Source organism: Geothermobacter ehrlichii, from assembly GCF_008124615.1.
Taxonomy (GTDB): domain Bacteria; phylum Desulfobacterota; class Desulfuromonadia; order Desulfuromonadales; family Geothermobacteraceae; genus Geothermobacter; species Geothermobacter ehrlichii.
Window position 1 is genome coordinate 256,762 of sequence record NZ_VNIB01000001.1, and the last position, 14,409, is coordinate 271,170.

General features: G+C 59.3%; 17 protein-coding genes. 10 read left to right on the forward strand and 7 right to left on the reverse strand.

The annotated features are described in order from the left end of the window. Together EDC39_RS01190 and EDC39_RS01195 are read right to left on the reverse strand one after the other, a co-directional pair. The gene (locus tag EDC39_RS01190) at positions 1-693 is read right to left on the reverse strand and encodes a sulfotransferase family 2 domain-containing protein (RefSeq protein WP_148894264.1); all 693 of its coding nucleotides are present in this window, start codon (positions 691-693) and stop codon (positions 1-3) included. 46 nt (positions 694-739) lie between these two features. Next, on the reverse strand, positions 740-1,660 hold the full coding sequence (locus EDC39_RS01195) for a hypothetical protein (protein ID WP_148894265.1): 921 nt from the start codon (positions 1,658-1,660) through the stop codon (positions 740-742). Positions 1,661-1,820: 160 nt separating this feature from the next. Between EDC39_RS01195 and EDC39_RS01200 the strand changes: the two genes are divergently transcribed. From EDC39_RS01200 to EDC39_RS01235, 8 genes are all read left to right on the forward strand, one after another. Continuing rightward, complete coding sequence (locus EDC39_RS01200) at positions 1,821-2,684, forward strand: glycosyltransferase family 2 protein (protein WP_187426585.1); 864 nt, start codon at positions 1,821-1,823, stop codon at positions 2,682-2,684. Between the two features lie 40 nt (positions 2,685-2,724). After that, positions 2,725-4,140 (forward strand): undecaprenyl-phosphate galactose phosphotransferase WbaP, encoded by a 1,416-nt coding sequence (gene wbaP / locus EDC39_RS01205; protein ID WP_148894267.1) that lies wholly within the window; start codon positions 2,725-2,727, stop codon positions 4,138-4,140. A 36-nt stretch (positions 4,141-4,176) separates the two neighbouring features. Next, complete coding sequence (locus tag EDC39_RS01210; RefSeq protein WP_148894268.1) at positions 4,177-5,055, forward strand: YicC/YloC family endoribonuclease; 879 nt, start codon at positions 4,177-4,179, stop codon at positions 5,053-5,055. Between the two features lie 93 nt (positions 5,056-5,148). Continuing rightward, on the forward strand, positions 5,149-5,502 hold the full coding sequence (locus EDC39_RS01215; protein WP_148894269.1) for a four helix bundle protein: 354 nt from the start codon (positions 5,149-5,151) through the stop codon (positions 5,500-5,502). A 41-nt stretch (positions 5,503-5,543) separates the two neighbouring features. Further along, positions 5,544-6,167 (forward strand): guanylate kinase, encoded by a 624-nt coding sequence (gene gmk, locus EDC39_RS01220; RefSeq protein ID WP_148894270.1) that lies wholly within the window; start codon positions 5,544-5,546, stop codon positions 6,165-6,167. Between the two features lie 27 nt (positions 6,168-6,194). After that, entirely contained in the window at positions 6,195-6,401 is a 207-nt protein-coding gene (rpoZ, locus tag EDC39_RS01225; protein WP_148894271.1) for a DNA-directed RNA polymerase subunit omega, read from the forward strand. A 67-nt stretch (positions 6,402-6,468) separates the two neighbouring features. Further along, the gene (locus EDC39_RS01230) at positions 6,469-8,631 is read left to right on the forward strand and encodes a RelA/SpoT family protein (protein WP_148894272.1); all 2,163 of its coding nucleotides are present in this window, start codon (positions 6,469-6,471) and stop codon (positions 8,629-8,631) included. A gap of 27 nt (positions 8,632-8,658) precedes the next feature. Then, positions 8,659-9,048 (forward strand): RidA family protein, encoded by a 390-nt coding sequence (locus EDC39_RS01235; RefSeq protein ID WP_148894273.1) that lies wholly within the window; start codon positions 8,659-8,661, stop codon positions 9,046-9,048. A 121-nt stretch (positions 9,049-9,169) separates the two neighbouring features. Here the strand turns inward: EDC39_RS01235 and rpmB are convergent, their stop codons facing one another. From rpmB to purM, 5 genes are all read right to left on the reverse strand, one after another. Then, entirely contained in the window at positions 9,170-9,364 is a 195-nt protein-coding gene (gene rpmB / locus EDC39_RS01240) for a 50S ribosomal protein L28 (protein WP_148894274.1), read from the reverse strand. Between the two features lie 71 nt (positions 9,365-9,435). After that, positions 9,436-10,674: a hypothetical protein gene (locus tag EDC39_RS01245; RefSeq protein ID WP_148894275.1), complete on the reverse strand. Its 1,239-nt coding sequence runs from the start codon at positions 10,672-10,674 to the stop codon at positions 9,436-9,438. A gap of 4 nt (positions 10,675-10,678) precedes the next feature. Then, the gene (locus EDC39_RS01250) at positions 10,679-11,149 is read right to left on the reverse strand and encodes a DUF523 domain-containing protein (RefSeq protein WP_148894276.1); all 471 of its coding nucleotides are present in this window, start codon (positions 11,147-11,149) and stop codon (positions 10,679-10,681) included. 1 nt (position 11,150) lies between these two features. Next, positions 11,151-11,813: a phosphoribosylglycinamide formyltransferase gene (gene purN, locus EDC39_RS01255; RefSeq protein ID WP_148894277.1), complete on the reverse strand. Its 663-nt coding sequence runs from the start codon at positions 11,811-11,813 to the stop codon at positions 11,151-11,153. Continuing rightward, on the reverse strand, positions 11,810-12,880 hold the full coding sequence (purM, locus tag EDC39_RS01260; RefSeq protein WP_148894278.1) for a phosphoribosylformylglycinamidine cyclo-ligase: 1,071 nt from the start codon (positions 12,878-12,880) through the stop codon (positions 11,810-11,812). The genes purN and purM overlap by 4 nt, the downstream gene beginning before the upstream one ends. A 189-nt stretch (positions 12,881-13,069) precedes the next feature. On the opposite strand from purM, the gene rimI reads away from it, so the two are divergent. Both rimI and EDC39_RS01270 read left to right on the forward strand, forming a co-directional pair. Further along, entirely contained in the window at positions 13,070-13,525 is a 456-nt protein-coding gene (rimI, locus tag EDC39_RS01265; RefSeq protein WP_148894279.1) for a ribosomal protein S18-alanine N-acetyltransferase, read from the forward strand. 20 nt (positions 13,526-13,545) lie between these two features. Continuing rightward, on the forward strand, positions 13,546-14,403 hold the full coding sequence (locus EDC39_RS01270; RefSeq protein ID WP_148894280.1) for a dihydroorotate dehydrogenase electron transfer subunit: 858 nt from the start codon (positions 13,546-13,548) through the stop codon (positions 14,401-14,403). Positions 14,404-14,409 lie beyond the last annotated feature (6 nt).

Below are 14,409 nucleotides of genomic sequence, written 5' to 3' on the forward strand. Positions count from 1 at the left end.
TCAGAATTCGTAGCTGAAGCGCTTGATGTCCTCGGCATAGATTTCTCTCACCATGTCGGCCGTTTCCGGAGTGTACAGGGTTCGGTACGGAGGCTTGGCTGACGGTCCCAGGATTTTCAGCTTGACGCCTTGGGCCGCCTTTTCGCCCAGCAACTTGCCGACAGTCCTTTTCAGGTCCTCTTCAAGGTTTTCGTAGTGGCAGATAGCATGGGGGGCAATGTTTTTTGCCACGTTGTAAAGGTAAACCGACTGTGCAGGGTAAACCAGCCTGGGGAGGACGAAAGAGCGCTCCGTCTGCAGGAAGATATTGTCCTCCGGCCTTTTGTCTCTGTATTGCAGATAACTTTTGTAGAGAGCCTTGACGAAAGAGGAGAAATCCGGAGCCCAGGAAAGATGTGCCCTGTTCATGCCGGGAGCACCTTCGGGTTTGCTTTTGACCCAGAAGAAAGCTGATGCCAGTCTGTCCCAAGGGTTCCTGATGGTGGTAAATGTGAAATAGCCCTTCAGGTCTGGATAGCTGTCGAGCAGGGCCGGTAAACTGACGTGATTGTGGATTTCGTTTCCGTTCCATTCTCGAGTGAAAAATCGGACTCCAGATTTCTTGAGGATACCTCTAAGACAATGTTTGACAGCCTTGCCGGCGTTTTTGTGGATGTGGATATAGATAAATTTATAATCAGGACAGATTAACATAATTGCAATTCTTTCTACCGAGCAGGAGAGATAGATTTCGAATAAATTAGCTTTTTTTCGTGTAGCTTTGTATTAATGTTTCCGTTGATGGAATTTTTATATTTGGCAATATTTGAATTAATTTTTCGGTAAGTTCTTCAATTTTTTTCCTGTCAAGATTATCGATTGTTTCTGTTGGAAATGTCGATTGCTCCCTGAACTTTAATTCCATGCCATTTTTTAAGTAAATTTCTGATGTTCTTTTATTGCATTTTTTGTATTTGTTTATCATTACATTATATAGGTCGAGAGATAACATCGGGCTTCGATCTCCATTGTATGTTGTTGCCAACGTGCGAAACGCCTGATAGAGTTCTCTCGATGGGGGTACGCCACTCAGATTGAGCAAGCGTTTGTATTCGATCAGATCGCATCCCAGTGACGGATTCTGATCTTCTGTAGGGGGGGATATTCTTTCCAGCAGGGAAGCGTCAACGCGCAGAGCCTGTGTCATGAAGTCGGTAATGATGTCATTGCCTTCCAGCATGTTTCTGTCATAGACTCGAACAATCAGATTTCTGCGGCCAAACGCCTCTTCCCACTTTTCAAGAAACTGGTCGTAATGTGCACGGAAAATCTGCCTTTCATATTGTTCTATAGTGAGTGTGAGATCTGTATTCTGAATAGCTTGAGCGTATGACGATATAAGATAACCTGTTTGTTCACGAAGATAAACAATAATGATTGGATTGTAGATTCCTACAACCTTTTTGATTAGTTGTGGATCACAGTTCTGGAAGGCTTCGCTGCTCAGGATGACGTTATATTTTTCAATGCAACATTTAATTTCTTTAAGCAATGATTGTCTTGTCTTGTGTTCCTCTTGTGTTAATTGTTTTTTGTTTTTTAATCGTTTTGGAGTGAACTGTTCAGCGAACTGATGGTGACCAAACCCCTTGATGGCCAACCGTGGGTAATAAAAACCCATTTTTTTGAGATATTCAGTGTTTGTGTACAAAAACTTCTGAAGGGAACTCGTCCCGGTTTTATGCCTGCCAATGTGAATGAAAAGTTTTTTCATGGCTATGAAATTAAAGTGTGGATTATTCATTCCTGTCTGTGACGATAGTTATGTCGTAAGACAGGCTATGTCGGTCGCCGAACAGTGCCTCCAGCCCGATCGAATCCTGATAGTCGATTCTTCGGGTTCTCAGATGGATCTTTCGCCGTATCAGGTGCTAGATGCCGAAGTTGTGAAGATTCCCCGACAGGATTTTGATCATGGGGGAACGCGCAACCTTGCCCTTGACGTACTGAGCGGATGTGATGTCATCGTCTATTTGACGCAGGACGCCGTTTTTGCGTCTAGAACTTCTTTGAGGAATCTCATGTGTGCCTTTCGGGTTGGCGAGGTATCTGCTGCCTATGGTAGGCACGTGCCCTGGGCCCGGTCAAGTGCCATCGCACGTCATGCCAGACTTTACAATTATCCCGATCGTCCATCGTACAAAGTACTGGCAGATGCTTCCGAGCAGGGTATCAAGGCAATTTTTATGTCAAATGCATTTGCTGCCTATCGTCTGTCGGCCCTGAAAGAGATTGGTGGATTTCGAGCTCCGGTTATTATGGGGGAGGATATGGAAGCGGCGGCGCGCCTGTTGCTCGCAGGTTGCAAGATTGCCTATGTCGCCGAGGCCAGAGTGTATCACAGCCACGAGTATGGTTTGCGGGATGAATTCCGAAGGTATTTTGACATTGGAGTTTTTCACCGGGAGCAAGGCTGGATTCTGAAAAGGTTCGGAAGGGCCGAAGGAGAAGGCAGGCGTTTCGTTCGGTCAGAATTGAGTTACCTTCGCCAGCATGCTCCATGGCGCATTCCCGAGGCCCTCTTGCGCACCTGTCTTAAATATCTTGGCTATCGGGCAGGGAAAAACTATCATGTGCTGCCTGAATCTTTGCTGCCCAAGCTGAGCATGAATCGGAACTACTGGCCACGCCGGCGGGTTGCTTGACTGAAGGTCTTCATCATTTCATGTTTCACAGGAGCAACGTGTGCTGGTTTGGACCCTCTTTCTGATCATCGTCGACTTGGTGGCGCTTGTTGGTGCCTTTTTTGCCGGGGGGGAGATCCTTCTGGCTTGGCGCGACCTCGACAGTTATCCATCCTATCTCGGGACCTGGGTCCTTTGTTACTCCTCTGGAGTCCCCTTTCTTCTGGCCTGGTTCTGGGTGCGCAGCCACTATGTTCGCCGAAAGCCGTTCTGGGACGAACTGCGGGATCTGCTGCAGGGAGTATTTGTCTTTTCGATTCTCTGTGCGGCCTTCCTCTATCTGTCGAAAACGCCTTTTTCCCGTCTGTGGTTTCTTGGCAGCATGTCGTTTGCGGGCATTTTTCTTCCGCTGTTCCGCTCGCTTTACAAGGCGTCTCTTCTCTGGCTGGGGCATTGGAGGTTGCCGGTTGTGATCATTGGCAACGGCCCCAATGCCGTCGACGCAGCCATTGCCCTGAAAAGCGAACGTCTGATGGGGTTCCAGATCCGCAAATTCGTTGCTCTGCCCGAGCATGACGGTTACGAACAGGACAGAATAAAGGTGAATGGAGATGCCTATCCTGTCGAAAGAGCCGATGGCGATATCCTGGATCACCTTGGCGACCCCGGGATCAGCAATGTCGTTGTTGCACTCGAAGTAGGCGGGGTTGTGCGCGAGATTCGCACTATCGAGAAACTGACGCGAGCTGTCAGGAATGTCTACATCGTGCCGGCACTCAGGGGGCTGCCCCTGTATGGCATGGAAATCAACTATTTTTTTCGGCACGAGGTTCTCTTGTTGCGGTTGCGCAACAATCTTGCCCGGGTCACCTCGAAAATCGTCAAGCGCTCATTCGACCTCTTTGCAGCGTTGTCACTGATGATCGCCCTTGCTCCTCTCTTCTGGGTGCTGGTTTGGCTCATCCGCAGGGATGGTGCCCCTGCCATCTACGCGCATATGCGCATAGGCAGGGGGGGGGAGGAGTTCCCCTGTCTCAAGTTCCGGACCATGGTTCCGGATGCCGAAGCCGTGCTGGAGAAGATCCTTTCCGAGGATGAAGAAGCCCGCAGGGAGTGGGAAGCGAGCTACAAGCTGAAAAACGACCCGAGGATTACCCGCATCGGGCATTTTCTCAGAAAGACCAGTCTCGATGAACTGCCTCAGCTGTGGAACGTTCTGCGTGGCGAGATGAGCCTGGTCGGTCCGCGTCCCATCATCCGGGAAGAGATCGACAAGTACGGCGACGATTTTTACTTCTACAAGGTGGCGCGTCCCGGCATAACGGGCCTGTGGCAGGTGAGCGGCCGCAGCGACATCGACTATCCGAGCCGGGTCGCGCTGGATGTGTGGTATGTGAAAAACTGGTCGCTCTGGTATGATATTGCCATTCTGTTCAAAACCATCAGGGTGGTCGTGCAGCGCAGCGGTGCCTACTGATCGTACCGCGGAATTCGATTTTTCAAGGAAAGCAACATGGCACTCTACAGCATGACGGGCTTCGGCAAGGGCCAGGCCGCAAGTGAAACTTTGACCATCGGGGTCGAAATCAGGTCGGTCAATCATCGTTTCTGCGATGTCGGTATCAAGGGGCCCAAGGTCGTTGCCCCTCTTGAGGCGGCGCTGAAAAAACGGCTGTCAGAGCAGCTTTCCCGCGGCAAGGTCGATGTCTTTGTCAATCTGGACATCATCGGCGAGCAGGGCTACGAGGCCAGGGTCAACCTGCCGCTCGCCCAGGCCGTGGTCAGAGCCCTGACCGAGCTGCGGGAAACGTTTCAGCTGTCGGATGCCGTCACCCTCGACATGCTGTCCCGGCAGAAGGATATCCTGCTGCTCGAGGAGTCCCTTTCGCTCGACGAGCTCGAGCCCTGCCTCGATCGGGCGCTGCAGGAGGCGATCGACAACCTCGTGGTCATGCGGGCCAGGGAAGGGCAGGCGCTGCGGGAGGATTTCGAGCAGCGGCTCGCCACTCTGGCCGCGTTGCTCGACGAGATTGCCGGCAGGGCCGACCGGGTGCCGCAGGAGTGGCGGGAAAAGCTCGAACAGCGGCTTGCCAAATACGCCGACGATATCGAAATCGATCCCCAGCGCATGGCCCAGGAGCTGGCGGTCTATGCCGACCGCTGCGACATCAGCGAGGAGCTGACCCGTTTTCGCAGCCACCTCGAACAGTTTCGCCAGCTCCTCGATTCGGAAGAGCCGGTCGGCCGCAAACTCGACTTTCTGGTGCAGGAAATCAACCGGGAGGCCAACACCATCGGCAGCAAGGCCAATGACGCTCACATCTGCCGCCTGGTGGTCGATATCAAGGCTGAGCTGGAAAAGATCCGCGAACAGGTACAGAATGTGGTTTGAGGCAGGGACGGGTGACGGGTGACGAGGGACGGGTGACGAGGGACGGGTGACGAGGGACGGGTGACGAGGGACGGGTGACGAGGAGGGGGACCGTTGAAAAGCCATAAGGATCTGTTGGTCTGGCAGAAGAGTGTGGATTTTGTTGCTGCCATTTACGCGGCGACCAAAAGTTGGCCGAGCGAGGAAATCTATGGTTTGACGTCCCAGATTCGTCGGGCGGCAGTTTCTGTTCCTTGCAACATTGCTGAAGGGGCAGGTCGGGGAGGACGAAGAGAATACACCCGGTTTCTTGCCATTGCCCTGGGATCTTTGGCTGAAGTTGAGACCCAGCTTGTGATAGCGGATCGTCTGGGATATATGAGGGACTGCTCTGAGCTGAATGAGAGTCTTCAGGAAATAAGGCGTATGCTGGTCGGTTTGAACAAAAGTCTGGAGGTTGCATGTTGACTCGCCCCCCGTCACTCGTCCCTCGTCACTTGTCCCTCTCCGTGCCCCGAAACGGAATTCTGTTTGTTGTATCCGCGCCGTCCGGGGCCGGAAAAACGACGCTCTGTCGTTACCTTGTTGACATGTTTCCCGAAATTCGGCAATCTATTTCGTTCACGACCCGCACTCCCCGCGAGGGAGAGGTCGACGGCGTGGACTACCATTTTGTCGGGCGCGAGACGTTCGAACGGATGGTCGCCGAGGGGGCCTTCGCCGAATGGGCCGAGGTTCACGGCAATCTCTACGGCACCTCGCTGCGGACCCTGCAGCAGGCCCGGGAAGCCGGTGAGGACATTCTGCTCGACATCGACTGCCAGGGTGCCGCCCAGTTGCGGGACAGGCTGGACGATGCCGTCTTTGTCTTCATCCTGCCACCGTCGCTGAAAGAGCTGGAGCGGCGGTTGCGCGGCCGGCAGACCGACGCCGAGGATGTCATCGCCCGCCGGCTGGCCAATGCCCGCCGGGAGATCGCTCAGGCGCACTGGTACGATTATCTTCTGGTCAATGCCGATCTGGAAGAGTCGGCCGCACAGCTCAGGGCCATTGTCATGGCCGAACGGTGCCGGACCCGGCGCTTCCGGGATGCGCCGGCCCGCTGGTACGGCATTGACGAACCGGATTGCTGAACAAACACACTGCTGGAGAGGATACTTATGGCGCGCGTAACTGTTGAAGACTGCCTTACCCAGATTTCCAACCGTTTTCTGCTCTGCATGGTGGCGGCCAAACGGTCCAAGCAGCTTTACAAGGGGGCGACGCCCCTGATCGAGAACAAGTCCGGAAACAAGAAGGTGGTTCTGGCCCTGCGGGAGATCGCCGCCGGCAAGGTCGCCTTCGAAGTGCCGGGAAAGAAAGCCTGATCACTGCAGAGTCGTGCGGAAGCGGTACGGACAGGCTGCTTCCGCATCCTGCCGCCGATCCACGCCCATGACCAGGCCGGACGAAGTCATCGAACGGGTGAGCCGTTACCACCCGGAAGCCGATACCGATCTTCTTCACCGGGCCTTCACCTTCTGCCGCCAGGTCTGTCTCGACCGTTCTTCCGGCCCCGGCAAGGCCGTCTGGCAGCATTCCGTCGAAGTCGCCTCCCTGCTCGCCCAATTGCAGCTCGACATTCCCAGCATCGTCGCCGGCATCCTGCACGATACCATCCGTGACGGCGGTCCCACGCTCGACGAGATCGCCCGGGATTTCGGCGCCGATATCGCCGAACTGGTCGAAGGCGTCAACAAGATCGGGCGCATTGCCTTCAAGAAGCGGGCGAGGGAGCAGGCGGAAAGCTTTCGCAAGATGTTGCTGGCCATGGCCAGGGATATCCGGGTCATTCTGGTCAAGCTGGCCGACCGGCTGCACACCATGCGGACACTGGACAGCCGGCCGCCAGAGCAGCAGCTGCTGCTGGCCCAGGAAACCATGGAGGTGTTCGCTCCTCTGGCCAACCGCATGGGTATCGGCTGGATCAAGAATGAACTGGAGAATCTGTCCTTCCGTTATCTGTATCCCGCCGAATACCGGGAGCTGTCCCGCAGGCTGGCCAGGCGCAAGCGGGAGCATGCCCGCTACATCGAGGAAATCAAGCGCAAGCTGGAAAATCTCCTGGCGGAAAACCGCATTGACGGGCAGGTTTCCGGCCGGGCCAAGCACCTCTACTCGATTTTCATGAAGATGAAGCGTCAGGGGATCGAGTTCGATCAGGTGCATGACCTGATCGCCTTCCGGATCATTCTCAAGACCGTGCAGGAGTGTTACGCGGTGCTGGGGATGGTGCATGCCCTCTGGAAGCCGATTCCCGGCCGGTTCAAGGACTATATCGCCATGCCCAAGGCCAACATGTACCAGTCGCTGCACACGACGGTCATGGGGCCGCACGGCGAGCGCATGGAAATCCAGTTGCGCACCGAAGAGATGCATCGTATCGCCGAGGAGGGGATAGCCGCGCACTGGAAGTACAAGGAGGGCGGCGGTCCGGTGGCGGCTACGGCGCAGCACGACCGGCGCTTTGCCTGGCTGCGGCAGATTCTCGAATGGCAGAAGGACCTGAGCGATTCGCGGGAATTTCTTTCCGTCGTCAAGGTCGATCTCTTTCCCGAAGAGGTTTACGTCTTTACCCCCAACGGCGATGTCAAGGAGCTGCCGCGCGGCTCCACCCCGATCGATTTCGCCTACGCGATCCATTCCGACATCGGCCATCACTGCGTCGGGGCCCGGGTCAACGGCAAGCTGGTGCCGCTGAAGACCGAGCTGCAGAACGGCGACATCGTCGAGGTGGTGACTTCTCCCCACCAGGCCCCGAGCAAAGACTGGCTCAAGTTCGTCCGCACCTCCAAGGCCCGCAACAAGATCCGGCACTGGATCAAGACCGAACAGCGGCAAAAGAGTATCGAACTCGGACGCGAGCTGCTGGAGAAGAAGCTGCGAAAGTACGGGATGGGGCTGAAGAAGGTCCAGCAGTCGGAAGCTTTTGAGAAGGCCTGGCGGGAGCTCGGTTTCACCCAGGGCGACGACATGCTGGCCGCTCTCGGTTACGGCAAGGTTTCGCTGGGGCAGGTCGTTTCCCGCATCGTGCCGCGCGAAAAGCTTGACGAAGAAGGCAGCAGGCCGACAACGCCTCTCGGCAAGGTCGTTGAAAAGATTCGCCGCAAGCCGTCGAGCGCCATCAGGTTGCAGGGGGTCGAAGACATCCTGGTCCGGTTTGCGCGCTGCTGCAGTCCGTTGCCCGGAGACGAGGTGGTCGGTTTCATCACCCGCGGCAGGGGGATTACCGTTCACACCGCCGACTGCACCCAGGTGCAGGTGGCCGATCCGGAGCGGCGCGTCAGCGTCGAGTGGGACATGAAGAAAAAGTCCTCGCGGCCGGTCAAGATTCGCGTCTTCTGCGAAGATCAGAAGGGAATGCTGGCTGGCATCACCGCCGCCATCACCAATTGCGAGGCCAACATCATCAGCGCCACGGTCCGCGCCGAACGCGGCAGGAAGGGGATCAACACCTTCGAGATTGACGTGCAGGACCTGGCCCATCTCAACCGGGTCAGGCAGGCGGTGCTCAACGTCAAGGGGGTTTACCGGGTCGATCGAATCCGAGGGCAGTGAGTCGTATCAGCATGGGAGGTTGAAGACATGGGCAAGGAGATCTTTTCGACGGCATCGGCGCCGGCGGCCATCGGCCCCTATTCGCAGGCGGTCAGGGTGGGGGATCTGCTCTTCTGTTCCGGACAGATTCCCCTGGTGCCGGAAACGGGGGAGGTTGTCGGTGAGGATTTGGAGGCGCAGGCCGAACAGGTGATGAAGAACATGGGCGCGGTTCTGGCCGCGGCCGGGCTCGATTACCGACATGTGGTCAAGACGACCATCTACATGACCGACCTGTCGCGTTTTGCCGAGGTCAACGCCATCTACGGGCGGTATTTCCCGCAGCAGCCGCCGGCCCGGGCCACGGTCGAGGTCAGTCGCCTGCCGAAGGACGTGCAGATCGAAATCGAGTGGGTTGCCAGTTTTCAGGCCGGTTGAACCGGTTGGGAGAGGGGGCTGGCGCCGATATTTCGGGTGTCTTTCGGATGTGTCCGGCAAGCAAAGAGGGCGGGCCCGCAAGGGCCCGCCCTCTTTGTGAATGTGGTGTCCTGTCCGGCTGTCAGCCCGCCTTGACGACGGCCCCCGAACGAATGCAGCGGGTGCAGACCTTCATCGAGCGGACCTGTCCGTTGTTCTGAACCGCCCTGACCTTCTGCAGGTTGGGGTACCAGATCTTACGGGTCTTGTTATGGGCATGACTGACATTGTTGCCAGTGGTTGGTTTCTTTCCGCAAACTTCGCAAACCTTGGCCATGGTCGGTTACCTCCTCGAGAATCAGAACGCAATCTTCTAGCATGCTTCCATCAAGATTGCAAGATTTTTTATCACCGGCGCCGTTTGCGGCCGGCGACGGCGAGAAGCTCCAGGGCGGTGAGGGCCTCGCCCGCCAGTCCGAGTTTCGGGTAGAGCAGCGCGCCGGAGGCCAGGTGGAGGTTTCTTCGGCCCAGCCCGGGGTTGCCCAGACGGCCGCAGAAACCGGCCGCCGCGGCGGGGGGGTGGGGAGTTTCGATCAGCAGCGGCAGGTAGTCGGTAAAGGGGAAGAGCCTGTCGAGCCGGGCCTTCAGCTCCGGGGTTTCGCTCAGGCCGCAGGCCGTACGGAGCCAGATGTCAGGCCGGCCTTTTCGGCTGCCAATGGCGATCTGCAGCGGACCGATGTCGCTGGCGAACAGAATCCTCGAGGCATGAACGGCGGCGACCCTGCCGACGAAACGGTCCAGGCGCCAGAGGCCGGAGCGCGGCTTCTGCAGGGTGGCCGCATCCAACCCCTCGATCGGCCAGCCGGGCTGCCCGGCCAGGGCGACGAGTCCCGCCTGGATTTCTTCTTCGCCGAATCGGCAGCTCCACCGTCCCGCCACCTGTTTCAGCGCCGTCAGGGTGAAGGCATCGCGATGGGGCACTCCCGCCTCGTTCAGGCGGCGGGAGAGCAGCGAATCGAGAACGGCCGGCGCCACGCCGTGTTCATTGCGCAGCTGGGCCACGGCGAGGGCAGCCTCGATGACGGTGATGGTGTCGGCCGGCTCGAGGGTTGCGGTTGAAAGCAGCCCGGAGATCACCCGGGTCGCGGTTGCGGAAGCCCTGGCCGCCTGCAGCCAGTCGGTCAGCAGTTGTCGGTGCAGGCGTGGCGACAGGCCGTGCTTGATGGCAAGAAACGGCCAGCGCAAGCGGTCTGACCAGCCGCCGGCGGGGGAAAACTTCTCCTGAAGCAGCACCGCCTGCACTTGCCCTCCCAGGCCGTTCAGCCGGTCGAGCAGGTCGAGAATCTCCGCTGCCTGCCGCGGGTATTCGCGCTGCAGCTCGTCGCGCAGGGGGGCTTCTCCGTGCAGCAGCAGGCAGGCATCATCCTGACGGAAGTGAATCGGCAGGGGAGGGGCGAGGCAGGTTCGGCCGCCGATTTGTTCGAGCAGGTGTTCCAGCAGAATCGAGGAGGACCAGAGCAGGGAGGACGGCCAGCCGAAGCCGTTCAGGTGCAGGATGCGCATCCCGTCACGGGCCAGGATGGCGGCGGCGATCCGGCCGGCGGGAGCGTCGCCGATAACGATCAGGTCGTAGTACTGTCCCGCCATGCGTCTATTCCCGTGCAAGATCTTCTTCCGACATCAGCCGCAGGCCGTTCTGTTCGAGCAGGGCGGCGGTGACTCCCATTCCGGAGACGATCTGTCCCCGGCGGTAGATCTGGCGGACGCCGCAGGAGGGGCTGCGTTCCTTGAGCAGGGCGCAGGTGCAGGCGCAGATTTGTGCGACCTTGAGGGTCTCCCGGGCGCCCTGGATGAAGCGGCGGCTCATGTCCGTGCCGTGGATGCTGGTGACGCGCCCGCGGTTGGCGAGCAGTGCGGCGCCGTCCCCCTCGCTGAATTCCGTTTGCGGGCGGGGGGTCGGCAGGCCGGCGAGCTGTTCGGGACAGACCGGAACGGCGACCAGGGCGTGCTCGCGCAGATGGGCGATGACGCCGTCGTGGCGCTTTTCGCCACCGTCGTAGCGGCAGTTCACCCCCAGTAGACAGGCGCTGACCAGAATCCTGTCGCCAGGGCGCGGCGTCATCTCAGCCTTCCAGCGGCGGATTGACCAGGGCGCTCTCGCCTGGATCGAGGGGAGGATCGATCAGGACCCGGCGGCCCTCGATGCGCAGGCGTCCCTGGGCGAAGAGCTCGATGGCCCGGGGATAGATGCGGTGTTCCTGCTGCAGAATACGACGGGAGAGGGTCTCCTCGGTGTCGTCCTGCAGCACCGGCACCACTGCCTGCAGAATGATGGGGCCGGTATCGACGCCGTTGTCGACGAAGTGCACGGTGCAGCCGGCAAAGCGTACTCCGTATTCGAGGGCCTTTTTCTGGGCGTGCAGTCCGGGAAAGGCGGGCAGCAGTGCCGGATGGATGTTCATGATGCGCCCGGGAAAGGCGTCGAGCAGAACCTCGGTGAGCAGGCGCATGAACCCGGCCAGCACCACCAGTTCGACGCCGGACTCCCGCAGGGCGGCGACCAGTGCCCGGTCGTAGTCCTCGCGGCTGGTGAAGGGCCTGTGATCAATGCAGCGGGCCGGAATGCCGGCCTTGCGCGCCCGTTCGAGGGCACCGGCATCGGGATTGTTGCTGATGACGACGGCAATCTCGGCCGGCAGGCTGCCGTCGGCGCAGCGGTCGATGATCGCCTGCAGATTGGTTCCCCCGCCCGAGGCGAGGATGCCGAGTCGCAGTTTGCCGCTCATGCTTTCCTCCGCTCGAGTCCGCTGAGCACCACCTGCTCTTCGTCCTCTTCACAGGTGGTGACCTCGCCGATGCGCCAGGCCGTTTCGCCCAGGCCGTTGAGGCGGAGAAGAATCTCTTCGTCCGTTCCTGCCGGCACGATCAGCACCATGCCGATGCCGTAGTTGAAGGTGCGATACATTTCCGCGGGCGCAATGTTGCCGCCTTCGCGCAGGATTTCGAACAGCGCCGGCTTGGGCCACGACCGGGTGTCGATCACGACCCGGCAGTGGCGCGGCAGCACCCGGGGGATGTTTTCGACCAGGCCGCCGCCGGTGATGTGGGCCATCCCCTTGATGGTGAAGTCGCGCAGCAGATTGAAGATGGTGCGCACGTAGATGCGGGTCGGCTTCAGCAGGGCTTCGCCGAGGGGCTGTTCCAGTCCGGCCGGCCTGTCGGTCAGGTCGAGTCCCATCACCTCCAGCAGCACCTTGCGCGCCAGGGAGTAGCCGTTGGAGTGCAGGCCGTTCGAGGCGATGCCGATGACGACGTCGCCGACGGTGATGTCCGAGCCGTCGATGATGCTGCTGTTATCGACCACGCCGACCGTGAAACCGGCCAGGTCGTATTCGCCATCGGCATACATGCCGGGCATTTCGGCCGTTTCGCCGCCGATCAGGGCACATCCTGCCTGCACACAGCCTTCGGAGATGCCGGCGACGATATCGGCCATCTTTTCCGGGGCCAGCTTGCCGGTGGCCAGGTAGTCGAGAAAGAAGAGGGGCTCGGCGCCCTGGACGACGATGTCGTTGACGCACATGGCGACCAGGTCGATGCCGACCGTGTCGTGCCTGTCCATCATGAAGGCCAGCTTCAGCTTGGTGCCGACGCCGTCGGTGGAGGAGACCAGGACCGGGTTGCGGTACTTGTCGGCGTGGAAGGAGAAAAGCCCGCCGAAGCCGCCGATGTCGGTCAGTACCTCTGGGCGGCTCGCCCTTTTGACCAGCGGCTTGATCAGGTCGACGAACCGGTTGCCGGCGTCGATGTCGACCCCGGCGTCCTTGTAGGTCAGCTCTTTTTTGTCGGACAAGGTGCCCTCCTGGGAGAAAAGTGGACCTTTTTGTAAATCAACGGCGTTCAGGTGTCAATGGTTGCCTCGAACGGGGCTGTCGACGGGTGGCGAAGTTCTTTACAGGCCGGTTGGCCTCATCTATCATACGCTGGACCCGGTTCCGGCGCCCAGTGCCCATGAACGCGGGGCGATGACAGCGGTGGAGCGATGTCTATGCCGGTCGCCATCAGGCCGATGACCAGAAGCGATATCGAACAGGTTACCCTGATCGAGCGTGCTTGTCAGCCCCATCCCTGGGACGCCGGAATTTTTCGCCGCGAACTGGACAACCCCGACGCCAGGCTGGTCGTCGCCGAAACGGCTGGCTGCGTCGCCGCCTTTCTGGTGAGCTGGCAGGTGCTGGACGAGGTTGAGATTCACAATGTCTGTGTCGCTCCGGCTTTCCGCCGGCAGGGGCTGGCGCGCGCCCTGCTGACGGACCTGTTCACTGCCACGGAGGGAGCGCGTCATTTTCTCGAAGTCAGAGTCGGCAACCTGCCTGCCGTCAGGCTCTACGAAAGCCTCGGCTTCGTCCGGCAGGCGGTCCGCCGACGCTATTATCATGACGGCGAAGACGCCCTGGTCATGGTCCGCGAGGCCGGGGCCGCCGGAATTCGACCCTGAATGCTGGAGAGATTCGACCCATGCCCAATTTCAAGACCCGCATCCTGGCCAACCAGGAAATCGCGCCGGGATACTGGCGCATGCGCATCCAGGCCCCGGGAGCCGTCGCCGCCTGCCGGCCGGGCCAGTTCCTGATGTTTCGGGTGCAGCTGTCCCTGCTGCCGCTTCTGCGTCGCCCCTTCGGCATTTTCCGCACCGGGTTCCAGCCGTCCGATGTCGACGGCCTTCCTCCCGTCGAATATCTCGAAATTCTCTACAAGGTGGTCGGCCAGGGAACGGCGATGATGAGCGAACTGCACCAGGGCGACCGGGTGGAGATCCTGTCGCCGCTGGGCCGCGGCTTCGATCCCGGGCAGCCGGGCAGGGAGAAGATTCTGGTTGGTGGCGGCATCGGGCTGGTGCCGCTGTTCATGCTCGCCGAACAGCTGGTTGCCGACAGCAAGGTGCGTCTGCTCATGGGCGGCCGCACACGCGACGACATCATCGCCATCACCGAGTTCGAGCGTCTCGGGGTCGAAACCTACACCTCGACAGAGGACGGCAGCCTCGGCGAGCAGGGACTGGTGACCGACGTGCTAGAGAAGAAGCTGGACCAGGTCGCCGACGCTGAAGTCTTTGCCTGCGGTCCGATGCCGATGCTGGAAGCGGTGCACCGGATTTGCAGCCGCCACGGCGTGCCGCTGCAGGTTTCCCTCGAGGCCCTGATGGCCTGCGGGGTCGGCGCCTGTCTTGGCTGCGTGGTCAAGGGAGCCGGCCATTCCGACGAAAATCCCCGCTACCTCTGTACCTGCAAGGAGGGGCCGGTGTTCCGCTCGGAACAGCTCGACTGGAGCCGCCTGGAAAAGACCGACAGTTTCTGCGAGGGGTGCAAGCAATGAGCGAGG

What these genes read in the sequence shown, in the direction of transcription:
- EDC39_RS01190 (WP_148894264.1), bottom strand. Translation starts at nt 693, where the DNA reads ATGTTAATCTGTCCTGATTATAAATTTATCTATATCCACATCCACAAA.
- EDC39_RS01195 (WP_148894265.1), bottom strand. Translation starts at nt 1,660, where the DNA reads ATGGGTTTTTATTACCCACGGTTGGCCATCAAGGGGTTTGGTCACCAT.
- EDC39_RS01200 (WP_187426585.1), top strand. Translation starts at nt 1,821, where the DNA reads ATGTCGGTCGCCGAACAGTGCCTCCAGCCCGATCGAATCCTGATAGTC.
- EDC39_RS01210 (WP_148894268.1), top strand. Translation starts at nt 4,177, where the DNA reads ATGGCACTCTACAGCATGACGGGCTTCGGCAAGGGCCAGGCCGCAAGT.
- rpoZ (WP_148894271.1), top strand. Translation starts at nt 6,195, where the DNA reads ATGGCGCGCGTAACTGTTGAAGACTGCCTTACCCAGATTTCCAACCGT.
- EDC39_RS01230 (WP_148894272.1), top strand. Translation starts at nt 6,469, where the DNA reads ATGACCAGGCCGGACGAAGTCATCGAACGGGTGAGCCGTTACCACCCG.
- EDC39_RS01235 (WP_148894273.1), top strand. Translation starts at nt 8,659, where the DNA reads ATGGGCAAGGAGATCTTTTCGACGGCATCGGCGCCGGCGGCCATCGGC.
- rpmB (WP_148894274.1), bottom strand. Translation starts at nt 9,364, where the DNA reads ATGGCCAAGGTTTGCGAAGTTTGCGGAAAGAAACCAACCACTGGCAAC.
- EDC39_RS01245 (WP_148894275.1), bottom strand. Translation starts at nt 10,674, where the DNA reads ATGGCGGGACAGTACTACGACCTGATCGTTATCGGCGACGCTCCCGCC.
- EDC39_RS01250 (WP_148894276.1), bottom strand. Translation starts at nt 11,149, where the DNA reads ATGACGCCGCGCCCTGGCGACAGGATTCTGGTCAGCGCCTGTCTACTG.
- purN (WP_148894277.1), bottom strand. Translation starts at nt 11,813, where the DNA reads ATGAGCGGCAAACTGCGACTCGGCATCCTCGCCTCGGGCGGGGGAACC.
- rimI (WP_148894279.1), top strand. Translation starts at nt 13,070, where the DNA reads ATGTCTATGCCGGTCGCCATCAGGCCGATGACCAGAAGCGATATCGAA.
- EDC39_RS01270 (WP_148894280.1), top strand. Translation starts at nt 13,546, where the DNA reads ATGCCCAATTTCAAGACCCGCATCCTGGCCAACCAGGAAATCGCGCCG.